We start from the raw sequence: 14000 nt of genomic DNA, 5'->3' as shown, positions 1-14000 counted from the left end.
ATCGGGGGCGCCCGCGTGGGTGCCCCCGATCGGGCGAGTGGTCAGCTGTTGGGCTGGGCCGAGTAGATGCTCTCGGCGAACTGGTGCATGCGGTGCTCGTCGAGGTGTACGGCGAGGTCGGCCTCGCTGATCATGCCGACGATGCGCTGCTCCTCCATCACCGGCAGGCGACGGATCTTGTTGCTCTCCATCAGGCGCAGCACCTCGTCCTGGTCGGCGTCCACGTCGACCCAGATCGGGGTGCCCTGCGCCATCTCGCGCGCGGTCATCGTGCGCGGGTCGCCGCCCTCGGCGACGCACCGCACCACGATGTCGCGGTCGGTGATGATGCCGTGCAGCCGATCGTCGTTGCCGCAGATGGGCAGCGCGCCCACGCGGAGTTGCCGCATCATGCGGGCGGCGCTCTCCAGCGTGTCGTTTTCGCCGATGCACTCGGCTCCCGGGTGCATGATGTCGCGAGCGGTGTTCATGGTGCTCTCCTTCCTCCGGCCGCATCGACGAGGCCGGTGGACGACTTCCCTCCGGCCGCGTGGCCGGGGCCGGTGGGCGGCGGCGCTCGCGCGGTGCCCGAGGCGGAGCGCCTCAGCCTCACCGTAGCCGCCGCACCGTACGCACGCAGGGCAAAGGGCGGATAAGCGGGGCCGGCTCCTGACGAGAGTCAGGGGATGCGGGTGACGATCGTGCCCTGCGCACGACATCTCGCTGCGGATCGCGCCGGGCCGGGTGACCGGGTTTCTCGGGCCGAACGGCTCGGGCAAGTCGACCACCATCCGCATGATCCTCGGACTCGACCGGCCCACCGCGGGCACCGCGCTCGTCAACGGCAAGCCGTACGCCGAGCTGAAGACTCCACTTCGGACAGTGGGTGCGCTGCGCTGCTCGACGTGTCGCTCGCCCAGTTCGCGCTGGCCATGCTGGTGATCACCGCGGAGTACTCGACCGGCGCGATCCGGTCCACGCCGCGGGCGGTGCCGGTCCGCGGGCAGGTGGCCTGGACCGGCACGGTCCTCGCGGCCGGCTATGCGGTGCTGCGGAAACGGGACGCCTGAACGACGCGCGGGAGTGCGGCGACCGGCCGCACTCCCTTGACCCATGGGGCTACGTGCGGTCGAACTCGCCGAGCTGGACGCCGTCCAGAAACTCCTGCCAGCGGTCCTGCGGGAAGCCGAGCACCGGCCCACCGCGGTCCTTGCTGTCTCGCATCTCGACGGTGGCGGCGTGGCGGCGCGCTTCCACGCAGTCGCCGTTGTTGTAGCTGCGCGAGCTCTTGCGCCAAGAGTCCGTCAACACAGAGTTGTTCTCACATTCCTAGGGGGCTGTTTCTTGCATGGCGAGTTCGATCTTAGTTATCGACTCGCCTGGATCGAGTGCAAGACGGTTAAAACGCTCGAACGTTTCTTGGTACGGACGGATGCTACCGGTCCGTTCAAATCGCCCCCCGGCGAAGTCTTCGACGTACACCGTCTCGGGTGTATCGGATTCCAGATAGATCAATACGAAGTGATGGAAGCTGCCGATCGGGCTCGTGTGCTCGTCGAGGAGGATCCGCAGGTCCACGTTTGGCAGGCCGGCCGCATCGATCAGGTGGCCCAGCTGGTCGCGCATGATCTCGGCGCCACCCACCCGCTGGCGCAGCACGCTCTCCTGGAGGATGAGCGAGAGGTGCAGGGGATCGGGCTTGCGGAGCACCTCCTGCCGGCGCAGCCGCACCTGGATCCGGTCTTCCACCTGGCTCGGGCTGAGCCGGGGCAGGCCGCTCTCGACCAGCGCCCGGGCGTACGACTCGAGCTGGAGCAGGCCGGGCACGACCATCGGCTCGTACGACTCGAAGCGGGTCGCCTCGTCTTCGAAGCCGATGAACGTGGCGTACGCCTCGGAGATCGCCCCGCTGAACTCGCTCCACCAGCTGCGCGCACGCCCCTTTTCGGCGAGCGAGAGCAGCTCGGTGCGGCGGGCGGCATCGTCCACGTGGTACAGATCGAGGAGGTCGCGCAGATCCCGGCCGCGGATGCCGATCCGGCCACCCTCCACACGGGAGATCCACGACGCGGAGCGTTCTACCCGCTCGCCGGCCTGCTCACCGGTCAGCCCCCGCTCCTGCCGCAATGTGCGCAAAGCGAGTCCGAGCCGGCGCCGCTGGACGGTCGGGCTCGTGCCGTCCACGACTCCTCCTCCCGCTCCGGGATACGACACATTTGAACATGCGGCCGCGGCGGCGTGGATCCAAGCCCGGCGGCCGAAACGTACCATGAGTGATCATGTTGAGTCGCTTGCAATTGCGACTCGCACAAGCCATGCTCATGTGACAGGAGCGGCGGGCTCTCGCAAAGCCTGCCAAGCTGCCTCCAGCCCCCGCTCCTTCCAATCTCCGGCCGGGCTGGCGACGCCGAGGGCAAGGGCGCCCCGTGTCGCCGCCCGGCGCGGACCTGTCAGACACGGGACAGTTCCCGGGCTCGGGCCGGTCACGCCGTGGAGGAGATCGTGTCCTTCGTGATCAGGCGGCCGTCCGCGAAGCAGAGGCGGTAGATGTCGAGCCGTGCGCGCAGCAGGTCGCCGTTGGAGCGGTAGTAGCGGCAGTCGCCCGGGCCGCCGTCCCGGGCCGGGGCGTCCAGCCACTCCCGGTCCGGCAGCACCCGCTCGACCGCAGCCCGGTCCATGCCGACGCTGAGCCGGGGGCGTACTCGGCGGGCGGCAGCACCGAGTTGGCCGTCACGTAGGCGTAGTAGGCCAGCGCCGTCCCGCCCACCACCGCGCCCAGCGCCACCGGCACCGCGAACGCCGCGATCAGCCCGCGCCGGGCCTGCCGCTGCACGAGCCGCCGCCGGTCGGTCGAGGTCTCCGGTGTAGGCGGTGCGGGTGCGGCCGCGTAGGGCAGGCGGGCCACCACCTCGAACCCGCCGCTGGGCGGCCGCGCGGCGCTGAGCGTGCCGCCGGCCAGCCGTACCCGCTCGGTCATCCCGACCAGGCCGCGCCGCCCCGGCACGGGCGCGGGCAGCGGGCCGGCGGGCGGCGCCGCGTTGCGGACGGTGACCGTCGCCGCCGTCTCGCCGCGCCGGATCCGGACGGTGACGGCGGCGCCGGGGGCGTGCTTGTTGGCGTTGGTCAGCGCTTCCTGGACGACCCGGTACGCGGCCCGGTCGACCATCGGCGGCAGCGGGCCGATCTCCCCCTCGTAGGCGAGGTCGACGGCCATGCCCGAGTCCTTGGCCCGGCGGACCAGCTCGGCGATGTCCTCGTCGACCGGTCGGACCGGGGCCGGCTCGGTCTGGTCGCGGAGTACGCCGATGATCTCGCGCAGCCGCTCGGTGGCCGCGCCGGCGCTGGCCCGCAGCTCGCCAGCGGCGTCCCGGTGCCGCTCGTCCAGGTCGGGGTCGAGCTCCAGCGCGCCGGCTCGGAGCGCGATGAGGCTCAGCTCGTGGCCGAGCGAGTCGTGCATGTCCTCGGCGATCCGGGTCCGCTCGCGCAGCCGTACCTGGTCGGCGGCCATCCGCTGCTCGCGTTCGAGCTGCTCGGCGTGCTCCCATCCGGCGGCGACCAGGTCCTGCTGCTGCCGCCGGTAGCGGCCGACGAGCCAGGGGAAGAGCCCCGCGTACACCAGGACGCCGGCCATCTGGGTCCAGACGAAGAAGCCGGCGTCGACCAGCACGTACGGTGTGGCGACCGCCACGATCGCCAGGAACCCGATCGCGGCCGGGAGCACGCTCGCCATGCGCCGGCCGACCAGGTAGCTCACCACCGGCAGGGAGAACGAGAAGTTGCCGTCCACGGCGGTGAGCGCGACCACGACGAAGAGCGACGCGAGCGGGTAGCGCCGGCTCACCCCCACCGCCGCGCCGAGCGCGGCGATCGAGAGCAGGAGCAGCCACAACGGGTACGCGTTGTGGCCCGGCCAGGCGAGCACGACGGGCACGGCGAGCACCACCCAGAGCAGGATGTCGGTCGCCGTACGCCGCACAGCCTCGACGTTAGCCCTGCTTGCCGCCGGTCAAACCCTGTCTAAAGTCAGGGCCACCGGACGACGTTAGGCCGGGGCGGCCGGCCCCGCGGGCGATCTACGGTTGGGCCATGTTGCGCGTGGAGACGGGGCTGACCGCACCCGAGGTGGCCGAGCGGATCGCGGCCGGCCAGGTCAACGACGTCCCGGCGCGGTCCAGCCGGAGCGTGGGCGAGATCGTCCGGGCCAACCTCTTCACCCGGATCAACGCGATCATCGGCGTACTCCTGATCATGATCCTGGCGGTCGGGCCGATCCAGGACGCGCTCTTCGGCGGCGTGATCATCGCCAACACGCTGATCGGCGTCATCCAGGAGCTGCGCGCCAAGCGAACGCTTGACCGGCTGGCGATCGTCGGCGCGGCCCGCCCCGTGGTACGCCGCGACGGCGAGGCGGTCGAGGTGGACGCCTCGGAGATCGTGCTCGACGACCTGATCGAGCTCGGCGCCGGCGACAAGATCGTCGTGGACGGGGTGGTCGCCGAGGCCGACCACCTGGAGGTGGACGAGTCGCTGCTCACCGGCGAGGCGGACCCGGTCGTCAAGGAGCCGGGCGACCAGGTGCTCTCCGGCAGCTTCGTGGTCTCCGGCGCCGGCTCCTTCACGGCGACCAAGGTGGGGCACGAGGCGTACGCGGCCCAGCTCGCCGAGGAGGCCAGCCGCTTCACGCTCGTCGACTCGAAGCTGCGCAACGGCATCAACACGATCCTGCGGGTGGTCACCTGGATGATCATCCCGACCGGGCTGGCGCTCGTGGCGAGCCAGCTCCTGGTCAACCGCGACGACCTGCCCGAAGCGGTACGCCGCATGGTCGGCGGCCTGGTGCCGATGGTGCCCGAGGGGCTGGTGCTGCTCACCTCGGTGGCGTTCGCGGTCGGCGTGATCCGGCTCGGCCGGCGCAACACGCTCGTGCAGGAGCTGCCGGCGATCGAGGGCCTGGCCCGGGTGAGCGTGGTCGCGCTCGACAAGACCGGCACGCTCACCGACGCGGAGATGACGGTCGACGAGGTACGCCGGCTGGGGCCCGACGCCCCGGTCGAGGGGGTGCTCGGCGCGCTCGCCGCCGCGGACGAGCGCCCCAACCCGAGCATGCGGGCGATCGCCGCCACGTACCCTGAGCTACCACAGTGGACGATCGGCGAGCGGACGCCGTTCTCCTCCGCGCGGCGGTGGAGCGGGGCCACGCTCACCGCGCCCGACGGGAGCACGGCGACCTGGCGGATCGGTGCCCCCGACGTACTCCTGCCCGCCGGGCACCCGGCCCTCGCCGAGGCCGACGAGTACGGGGCACGCGGGCTGCGGGTGCTGCTGCTGGCCGGCGAGGACGGGCCGGTCGCGCTCGTCGTGCTCGCCCAGCGGCTGCGCGCGGACGCGTCCGAGACCCTGCGCTACTTCGCGGACCAGGGCGTCGCGGTCAAGGTGATCTCGGGTGACAACCCGGTCTCGGTCGGCGCGGTGGCGCAGTCGCTCGACCTGCCCGGCGCCGACCGGCCGGTGGACGCCCGTACCCTCCCCGAGGACGACCCGGCGGCGCTGGCCGACGCGGTCGAGGCGGGCACCGTCTTCGGGCGGGTGGGGCCGCGGCAGAAGCGGGAGATCGTGGCCGCGCTCCAGTCCCGCGGCCACACGGTCGCGATGACCGGCGACGGGGTCAACGACGTACTCGCGCTCAAGGACGCCGACATCGGCGTGGCGATGGGCTCGGGCAGCCCGGCGACCCGTGCGGTGGCTCAGATCGTGTTGCTGGACAACAGTTTCGCCGCGCTCCCGTCGGTGGTGGCCGAGGGGCGGCGGGTGATCGGCAACATCGAGCGGGTCGCCAACCTCTTCCTCACCAAGACCGTGTACTCGGTGCTGCTCGCCGTCATCGTGGTGCTGAGCCAGGTGCCGTACCCGTTCCTGCCCCGCCACCTCACGCTCATCGGGTCGCTGACGATCGGCATCCCGGCGTTCTTCCTCGCGCTCGCGCCGAACACCGAGCGGGCCCAGGGCGGCTTCGTCGGGCGGGTGCTGCGGTTCGCGGTACCGGCCGGGCTGCTCGCGGCGGCCGCCACGTTCGCGTCGTACCTGACGGCACGCTCCGTCTACGACGGCAACCTGGACGCCGAGACCTCGGCCGCCACGCTCACGCTCTTCCTCGTCGCGCTCTGGGCACTGGCGATCATCGCCCGGCCGTACACGTGGTGGCGGATCCTCCTGGTGGCCGGGATGGGCGGCGCGTTCGCGGTGGTGTTGGTGGTGCCGTTCCTGCAGGACTTCTTCCAGCTCGAACTGGTCGGCAGCCGCGCGCCCACCCTGGCGGTGACGATCGCCGTGGCCGCGGGCCTGCTGATGGAGCTCGTCACTCGGCTGCTGCGACCAGCCCCGCCTCGTACGCGATGATCGCCGCCTGCACCCTGTTGCGCACGCCCAGCCGGGTCAGGGCGGATGTCCAGCAGCGCCACCTGCGGGCGGTGGGCCAGCGCGAGGTCGACCGCCTCGCGGCCGTCGCCGGCCTCGGCCACGACCTCGATCTCGGGGTCGGCGGCGAGGATGGCCTTCACCCCGGCCCGGATCATCGCCTCGTCGTCGGCGAGCAACACCCGGATCACCCCGGGCCCCGGCGGAAACGTGGAGCGGAGCGGAGCGTTTTCGTTGGGTGGTTCACCTGGCCGACGCTACCCCGCCCTATTGATATGGCGGTGATATGGGCGAGCTTGCGCCGCGATGCGATCCTTGACCGGTGACCACTGCGCACGGCCCCGGGGGAGGTGGCCCGGGCTCCGACGAGCCGACCGGCCGGATCCCGTTGCCGGCCCAGGGTGGAGCACCCGCACCCCAGCCCCAGCCCGTGCCCGCCCAGCAGCCCGCACCCGTCCATCTTCCGCCCGCCCATCCGCCGCCGCCGATGGGCCCGCCCCCGCCGATGGGTCCGTCGCCGGCAATGAGCCCATCGCCGGCGATGGGTCCGCCGCCGCCGATGGGTCCGCCCCCCATGCCGGCACCGGTCTCCGGCGTGGCGGTCTCCGGTGCGCCGGCCCCGCCCAGGCCGCGCCGGGCGGGCTTCGTGCTGGCCGTGGTGGCGGTCGTGTTCACCCTCGTGCTCGGCGCGGTCGCGATCGTCCAGGCCCGCCAGATCAGCGACCTGCGCGGCGACCTCGACCGGGCCCGTGCCGACGCCGACCGCGTGCAGGCCGGCGACGACCAGCGGCTCGACAGCCTGGAGGGGCAGGTCACCCAGCTCGGCGAGCAGGCCGGCAAGGTCTTCGACCCGCAGGCGGTGGCCGCTGCGGTGCTGCCCAGCGTCTTCCGGATCACCGCGGGCAAGGTCACCGGCACCGCGTTCGCCGTCGGCAGCCCCAGCTCGGGCACCAGCCGCCTGCTGACCGCGTACCACGTGGTGCAGGAGGTCTGGGGACGCGGTGGCAACCGGGTGCAGCTGGAGCGCGACAGCGAGACCTACAGCGCCACGGTGACCGACGTCGACCAGGCCAACGACATCGCGGTGCTGTCGGCGCCGTTCGAGTTCGCCGGGCTCGCCACGTCTACCGAGCCGGTCCAGTCGGGGCAGCAGATCGTCGTGGTCGGCTCGCCCCTCGGCCTGACCGACAGCGTCACCGTGGGCGTGGTGAGCGCGCTGCGCAAGGGTGAGGCCGGCGCCGGAGACCTCATCCAGTTCGACGCCTCGATCAATCCCGGCAACTCGGGCGGCCCCGTGGTCAACACCGCGAAGCAGGTGGTGGGCATCGCCAGCCTCAAGGCCCGGGATTCCGAAGGGATCGGGCTGGCCACCCCGATCCAGACCGCCTGCACCAAGTTTCGGGTCTGCTAGCCGAGCCCGAGTCCAGCCCCTCAGGAGGAAGTGCGATGACCCACCCCGGGTACCCGCCGGAAGACCCGCAGCAGTACCCGCCGCAGTCGCCGGCCTACCCTGGCTACCCGCCGCCGTCCCAGCCGACCGGGAGCTGGCCTGCGTCGAGCCCCCCGCCGTACGCGGTCTCCGGCGCGCCGCAGCCGGCCAGTGTCCCTTATGGACAGCAGCAGCCGCCGGCCGGGCGGGCACCGATGCTGGTGGCGGTCGTGGCGGCGGTCGCGCTCTTCCTGCTGGCCGGCGTGATGACCGGGCTCTACGTGGCCAAGAGCAGCCAGCTCGGCGACACCCGCGACAGGCTCAACAGCCAGGTCGCCGAGCGCGACGACACCATCAAGGCCAACTCCGACCGGATCACCAAGCTGGAGGCGGACCTCAAGACGGCCAACGACGAGCTGACGAAGAACAAGGAGTCGCTCGACAAGGTCACCAAGGAGCGCGACGTGCTACTGCCCTGCATGCGCCGCTTCGTCGAGGCGGTCGACGCGGCCGACTCCAACAACGAGGCCGCGCTGGAGACCGCGCTGCGCCAGGCGACCACCGCGTGCCAAAAGGCACAGGGCGAGATCGACTCCTGATACGGCGGGTGGCGGGTCCCGCCGTGGGACCCGCCACCCGCAACGTTTCGGATCAGGCAGTGACCTCGCCGCGGTCGCCGCCCCACAGCACGTGGAAGCTGCCCTCGCGGTCGACCCGGCGGTAGGTGTGCGCGCCGAAGAAGTCGCGCTGCCCCTGCACGAGCGCGGCGGGCAGCCGCTCGGCGCGCAGGCCGTCGTAGTACGCCAGCGCGGACGAGAAGCCGGGCACCGGGATGCCCATCGTCGTCGCCGTCGCCACGACCCGCCGCCAGGCGTCCTGCGCACCCCGTACGGCTTCCTGGAAGTGGTCGTCCACGAGCAGCGAGGGGAGGCCGGGGTCGCCGTCGTACGCCGCCTTGATGCGGTCGAGGAACTTGGCCCGGATGATGCAGCCGCCCCGCCAGATGGTGGCCATGGCGCCCGCGTCGATGTTCCAGTTGTACTCCGCGCTGCCGGCCTGGATCTGGTTGAAGCCCTGCGCGTAGGCGACGATCTTCGACGCGTACAGCGCCTGCTCCACGTCGTCGACCAGCACGTCGGAGGCGCCGGTCGGCACCGGGCCGGGCAGCCCGCGGGCGGCGGAGCGCAGGTCGGCGTCGCCGGAGAGCGAGCGGGCGAAGACCGCCTCGGCGATGCCGCTGACCGGTACGCCCAGGTCGAGCGCGATCTGCACGGTCCAGCGGCCGGTCCCCTTCTGCTCGGCCTGGTCGAGCACCACGTCGACGAACGGCTTGCCGGTGGCCGCGTCGGTGTGCGCGAGCACCTCGGACGTGATCTCGATGAGGTACGACCCGAGCCGCCCCTCGTTCCACCCGCGGAAGATGTCGGCGATCTCGGCGGGCTGCCGGCCGGCGCCCCGGCGCAGCAGGTCGTACGCCTCGGCGATGAGCTGCATGTCCGCGTACTCGATGCCGTTGTGCACCATCTTCACGAAGTGTCCGGCGCCGTCCGGGCCGACGTGGGTGCAGCAGGGCGTGCCGTCGACCTTCGCCGAGATGTCTTCCAGCAGCGGGCCGAGTGCCTCGTACGACTCGGCGGAGCCGCCGGGCATGATGCTGGGCCCGTGCAGCGCGCCCTCCTCGCCACCGGAGATGCCGGTGCCGACGAAGTGCAGCCCGCGCTCGCGCAACGCCTGCTCGCGGCGGCGGGTGTCGGCGAAGTGCGCGTTGCCACCGTCGACGATCATGTCGCCCGGCTCGAGCAGCGGTGCGAACTCGTCGATCACGGCGTCGGTGGGCCCACCGGCCTTGACCATGATCACAAGGCGGCGCGGGCGCTCCAGGCTCGCCACGAACTGCTCCGCGGTCTCCGCCGGCAGGAAGGTGCCCTCGTGGCCGAACTCCTCGACCAGCTCCTTGGTCCGGCCGTACGAGCGGTTGTGCACCGCCACCGGATGGCCGTGCCGCGCCAGGTTTCGGGCGAGGTTGCGGCCCATGACCGCCAGCCCCGTGACCCCGATGCGCGCCAACTCCGTCATTAGGTCTTCCTCCCTCACGGCCGAGCAATGGCTCGATTCTGCCCTACATACGTAGTCTGGCGGCCAGGAGTTGAGGTCAACCGGCGGGTCAGCGGCGTTCCCGGATGGTGCGCGCGGCGTTGCTCTGCCAGGTGCCGCGGATGCCGGGGCGACCGGCGGGCTGGCCGCGCAGCAGCTTGCTCCGCGCCCGCAGCAGCAGCGTCAGGCCGAGGAAGACCATCATCCCGCCGACCGCCAGGCCCACCGGGAGCAGACCGGAACCGCCGGTGCCCGCGGCCGGCGTGGTCGGCTCGCCGATGCCGCCGCCGGCGATCGGCGCCTCGGCCTCCTCGGTCGGCTCGACGGTCTCCTCCTGGGCGGGGGTGGGTGAGGGTGAGGGCGACTCGTCGCCCTGGACGTTGCGGGTGGCGGTGTCGCTCTCCAGGAACTCGTTGCGCGCGTCGAACGCCTCCGCGCGGAGCGTCACCCGCCCGCCGCTGGCGTCGTCGTCGAACGCGATCGTGTATCGCGCGGTCACCGTGCGGTTGCGGCAGAGCGTGCCGGGGTCGAGCCGCTCGTCGGTCAGCCGCCCCTCGGCGCCGTTGTCCTGGAACTCGACCGGAAACGAGCCGTCCTCCTCGCGCCGGTCGACGGTGATCTGGTCGAGGCTCATGTCTTCCACGCGCAGCACCAGCGACCAGCGCACCTTGATGCACTCACGGGTGCGCTTGGTGGCCACCACGGTCATCTGGGCCGGCGTCGCGCCCGCCTCGAACCGCCCGGTGACCTCGGAGATCCGCACGGTGACGCCCTGTGCCGCGGACGCCGGCGCGGCGACCACGGCGGTGGACACGACGAGGAGGCCGAGCACCAGGCTCAACCGGCCCGCGAAACGCCACACGCTTTCTCACCCCCTAGAGACCCTGCTGGCTGCGCTCGCTCCGCTCGCTTGGGACCCGCAGCTTGCGCCGCCCTCTCTCGTCGCTCCGCTCCTCGCGTCGGGCGGCGCAGGCCCCGGGACCCAAATCTCCAGACGCCACGCTAGGGCGGGCCAGGGGGAGATCGAAAGGCGCCGTATTGGCGCCTTTCGCGGATGAAGGACATGACAAACACGATCAGTGGTGAACCGATCACCCGCTGGCTCTCGCGAGTCGCTGGGCCAGCGCCCGGATGTGTTCCACGAGCTCCGGCGGTTCCAGCACCTCGAAGTCGATCCCCTTCAGTCCTATATAGATCGCCATCTCGTCGAGCGAGTTGCCGCCGGTGTGCAGTACACAGCTGTGCTCGTCGACCGGCTCCAGCCGTCCCGCCGTGGGCGACGCCACCTCCGCGACGACCGCCAGCGGCGCGTGCATCAGGATCCGGGCCTGGTAGCGGTACGGCGCGGAGGAGACCGAGCGGGACACGTACGCGGCCGCGTCGGCGGGCAGGTCGCGCGGCTGGAAGCGGGGGCCGGTGGGGATGCGCGGGGTGAGCCGGTCCACCCGGAACGTGCGCCAGTCCGCCCGCCCGGTGTCCCACGCGACCAGGTACCAGCGGCGTCCGGTGTGGACCAGCCGGTACGGCTCCACGTCCCGCCGGCTCTCCACGCCGTCCGGCTGCCGGTAGTCGAAGCGGAGCCGGTGGCTGTCCCGGCAGGCGGCCGCGATCGCGGTCAGCGTCGCCGGGTCGACCGTCGCGCCACCGGCGGTCAGCGGGACCGTGACGCTCTGCAGCGCGTTGACCCGGTGCCGGAGGCGGGACGGGAGCACCTGCTCCAGCTTGGCGAGCGCGCGTACCGACGTCTCCTCGATCCCGGCCACGGACCCGCCGGCGGCCGTGCGGAGGCCGACCGCGACGGCGACCGCCTCCTCGTCGTCGAGCAGCAGCGGGGGGAGCGCGGCGCCCGGACCCAGGCGGTAGCCGGCGATGCCGGGCGCCGCGTGCACCGGGTAGCCGAGGCCGCGCAGCCGGTCGACGTCGCGCCGCACCGTGCGCGCGGTCACGCCGAGCCGCTCGGCGAGCTCCGCGCCGGACCAGTCGCGCCGATTTTGCAGCAGGGACAGGAGCTTGAGCAGCCGTGCCGACGTCTCCCACATGCGCTTCAGACTGCCACGAAGGCTAGGACCGAACTTGACCTAACCGGCTCCTAGCGTGATGTGCATGACGAGCATCGAGAGCTTTCGCATCGACGTACCCCAGGCCGACCTCGACGACCTGCGCCGCCGCCTCGACGCCACCCGCTGGCCGGACGAGCTGCCCGGCGTCGGCTGGACCCGGGGCGTGCCGGTGGCGTACCTGAAGGAGCTGGCCGACCACTGGCGCCACGGGTACGACTGGCGCGCGCACGAGGCACGGCTCAACGAGATCCCGCAGTTCACCACCGAGATCGACGGCACCCGCCTGCACTTCCTGCACGTCCGCTCGGCGGTCGAGGGCGCCACGCCGCTGATGCTGATCCACGGGTGGCCGGGGTCGGTGGTGGAGTTCCTCGACGTGATCGGGCCGCTGACCGACCCGGCCGCGCACGGCGGTGACCCGGCCGCCGCGTTCCACCTGGTCATCCCCTCGCTCCCCGGGCACGGCTTCTCCGGCCCGATCGCCGAGGCGGGCTGGACGGACGGGCGGGTGGCGAAGGCGCTCACCGAGCTGATGGCGCGGCTCGGCTACGAGCGGTACGGCGTGCAGGGCGGTGACGTGGGTGCCTTCGTGGCGCCGGAGATGGGGCGCCTCGCGCCGGAGAAGGTGATCGGCGTACACGTGAACGCGCTCGTCACGTTTCCGACCGGCGAGGCGGCCTCGCTGACCGAACGCGAACAGCAGCGGATGGCGCTGTTTCAGCGCTTCCAGGACGACATGAGCGGGTACATGCAGATCCAGGGCACCCGGCCGCAGACGCTCGCGTACGCGCTCACCGACTCGCCCACCGGCCAGCTCGCCTGGATCGTGGAGAAGTTTCACGAGTGGACCGATCCGGCCGCCAAGCTGCCCGAGGAGGCGGTCGACCGGGACCGGCTGCTCACCAACGTGATGATCTACTGGCTCACCAACACCGCCCGCTCGTCGGCGAACTCGTACTACGAGCGCTTCCACGACGCCGCGATGTGGGCCCCGCGTGGCGTCTCGCCGGTGCCGACCGGGGTGGCCGTCTTCACCACCGACGTGGCGATCCGCCGCTTCGCCGAGGCGGCGCACACGATCAGGCACTGGGCCGAGTACGACCGCGGCGGCCACTTCGCCGCCCTGGAGGCCCCCGACCTGCTGGTCGCGGACGTGCGCGAGTTCTTCACAGCGCTTTGAGAACGAGTTCTCCAGAGCGCTTTGACAAACGCGTTCTTCACAGCGCTTTGAGGAACGCCTGGAGCGCCCCGTCGAAGTCGGCGGGGCGCTCGAGATTGGGCATGTGCGCCGCGCCCTCGACCACGACGAGCGTGGCGTCCGGGAGCGCGTCACTCATCAGCCGCGCGTCGGCCAGCGGCGTGAACTCGTCGTCCGCGCCGACCACGACCAGCGCGGGCACCGCCACCCCGGCGAGCATCGCGACGTAGTCCGGCCGCTCGGCCCGCCCGCGCAGCGCGGCCGCCGCCCCCGCGGGGTCGGTGCCGCGCATCATGCCCAGCACGTGCGCGGCCACCTCGGGCGGAGCGCTTCGGGACACCATCTTGTGCAGCACCTCCTCCGCGTACGGACCCATGCCCTCGCGCAGCAGCCGCTCGGCGGTGCTCCGGCGCCACCCGCGCATCGCGGGGGTGTCGGCCGGCGCCGAGGTGTCGGCGAGCACCAGCCCGCGCAGCCGGTGCGCGAAGAGGCGGTGGCACTCCAGCACGACCTGGCCGCCCATCGACAGTCCACCGAGGACGAACCGCTCGACGCCCAGCCGGTCGAGCAGCCCGGCGACGTCGCGGGCGAAGACGTCCAATGTGGTCTTGCCGGGCACGACCGTGCTCTCGCCGTATCCGCGCAGGTCGGGGGCGATCACCCGCCAGCCGGCCCGGCTGAGGCGCGCGACCTGCGGCCGCCACATGCTCCGGTCGAACGGGTGCCCGTGCACCAGCACCAGCGTGTCGCCGGCGCCCTCGTCCTCGTACCCGATGGTGATGTCCCCGATGGTCGCCGTAGCCATCCGTCGAGGCTATGTGGTGCA

General features: G+C 72.2%; 13 protein-coding genes and 2 pseudogenes. 6 read left to right on the top strand and 9 right to left on the bottom strand.

The window, feature by feature from the left end; all coding sequences use genetic code 11:
• Positions 1-41: 41 nt before the first annotated feature.
• Positions 42-470, bottom strand: coding sequence for a CBS domain-containing protein (locus RB614_RS21750; protein ID WP_308714419.1), 429 nt, complete (start codon positions 468-470; stop codon positions 42-44).
• A gap of 226 nt (positions 471-696) precedes the next feature.
• Between RB614_RS21750 and RB614_RS21745 the strand changes: the two are divergent.
• Positions 697-873 (top strand): annotated as a pseudogene (locus RB614_RS21745) (ATP-binding cassette domain-containing protein); the annotation flags it as partial.
• An 11-nt stretch (positions 874-884) separates the two neighbouring features.
• Positions 885-1049, top strand: a complete 165-nt coding sequence (locus tag RB614_RS21740) for a hypothetical protein (protein ID WP_308714418.1) — start codon at positions 885-887, stop codon at positions 1047-1049.
• A 49-nt stretch (positions 1050-1098) separates the two neighbouring features.
• On the opposite strand, the gene RB614_RS21735 is transcribed toward RB614_RS21740, so the two are convergent.
• The 3 genes from RB614_RS21735 to RB614_RS21725 form a co-directional block, all read right to left on the bottom strand.
• Entirely contained in the window at positions 1099-1290 is a 192-nt protein-coding gene (locus RB614_RS21735) for a DUF397 domain-containing protein (protein WP_308714417.1), read from the bottom strand.
• 18 nt (positions 1291-1308) lie between these two features.
• Complete coding sequence (locus RB614_RS21730) at positions 1309-2163, bottom strand: helix-turn-helix domain-containing protein (RefSeq protein WP_308714416.1); 855 nt, start codon at positions 2161-2163, stop codon at positions 1309-1311.
• A 331-nt stretch (positions 2164-2494) separates the two neighbouring features.
• Positions 2495-3955 carry a sensor histidine kinase gene (locus RB614_RS21725; protein ID WP_308714415.1) on the bottom strand — a complete coding sequence of 487 codons (1461 nt, stop codon included), beginning with the start codon at positions 3953-3955 and terminating at the stop codon, positions 2495-2497.
• 110 nt (positions 3956-4065) lie between these two features.
• On the opposite strand from RB614_RS21725, the gene RB614_RS21720 reads away from it, so the two are divergent.
• Positions 4066-6375, top strand: a complete 2310-nt coding sequence (locus tag RB614_RS21720) for a cation-translocating P-type ATPase (RefSeq protein WP_308714414.1) — start codon at positions 4066-4068, stop codon at positions 6373-6375.
• Between the two features lie 41 nt (positions 6376-6416).
• Here RB614_RS21720 and RB614_RS21715 read toward each other — a convergent pair.
• A pseudogene (locus tag RB614_RS21715) lies at positions 6417-6551 on the bottom strand (DNA-binding response regulator); the annotation flags it as partial.
• Positions 6552-6967: 416 nt separating this feature from the next.
• Between RB614_RS21715 and RB614_RS21710 the strand changes: the two are divergent.
• Both RB614_RS21710 and RB614_RS21705 read left to right on the top strand, forming a co-directional pair.
• A complete protein-coding gene (locus tag RB614_RS21710; protein ID WP_308714413.1) occupies positions 6968-7804 on the top strand; it encodes a S1C family serine protease in 837 nt (278 codons plus the stop codon).
• 35 nt (positions 7805-7839) lie between these two features.
• Complete coding sequence (locus RB614_RS21705; protein WP_308714412.1) at positions 7840-8421, top strand: MCP four helix bundle domain-containing protein; 582 nt, start codon at positions 7840-7842, stop codon at positions 8419-8421.
• A gap of 52 nt (positions 8422-8473) precedes the next feature.
• Here the strand turns inward: RB614_RS21705 and gndA are convergent, their stop codons facing one another.
• The 3 genes from gndA to RB614_RS21690 form a co-directional block, all read right to left on the bottom strand.
• Positions 8474-9898: an NADP-dependent phosphogluconate dehydrogenase gene (gene gndA / locus RB614_RS21700; RefSeq protein ID WP_308714411.1), complete on the bottom strand. Its 1425-nt coding sequence runs from the start codon at positions 9896-9898 to the stop codon at positions 8474-8476.
• Positions 9899-9986: 88 nt separating this feature from the next.
• A complete protein-coding gene (locus RB614_RS21695) occupies positions 9987-10778 on the bottom strand; it encodes a hypothetical protein (RefSeq protein WP_308714410.1) in 792 nt (263 codons plus the stop codon).
• A gap of 229 nt (positions 10779-11007) precedes the next feature.
• Positions 11008-11955 carry a helix-turn-helix transcriptional regulator gene (locus tag RB614_RS21690; RefSeq protein ID WP_308714409.1) on the bottom strand — a complete coding sequence of 316 codons (948 nt, stop codon included), beginning with the start codon at positions 11953-11955 and terminating at the stop codon, positions 11008-11010.
• Positions 11956-12028: 73 nt separating this feature from the next.
• Here RB614_RS21690 and RB614_RS21685 point away from each other — a divergent pair, with 73 nt between their 5' ends.
• On the top strand, positions 12029-13156 hold the full coding sequence (locus RB614_RS21685; RefSeq protein WP_308714522.1) for an epoxide hydrolase family protein: 1128 nt from the start codon (positions 12029-12031) through the stop codon (positions 13154-13156).
• Between the two features lie 37 nt (positions 13157-13193).
• Here RB614_RS21685 and RB614_RS21680 read toward each other — a convergent pair whose 3' ends face one another.
• Entirely contained in the window at positions 13194-13979 is a 786-nt protein-coding gene (locus RB614_RS21680) for an alpha/beta fold hydrolase (RefSeq protein WP_308714408.1), read from the bottom strand.
• Between the last annotated feature and the right edge of the window lie 21 nt (positions 13980-14000).

The organism is Phytohabitans maris (assembly GCF_031085175.1).
Classification (GTDB): domain Bacteria; phylum Actinomycetota; class Actinomycetes; order Mycobacteriales; family Micromonosporaceae; genus Phytohabitans; species Phytohabitans maris.
Note: the sequence above shows the minus strand (reverse complement) of the source record. Positions and strands in the feature narration are given on the sequence as shown.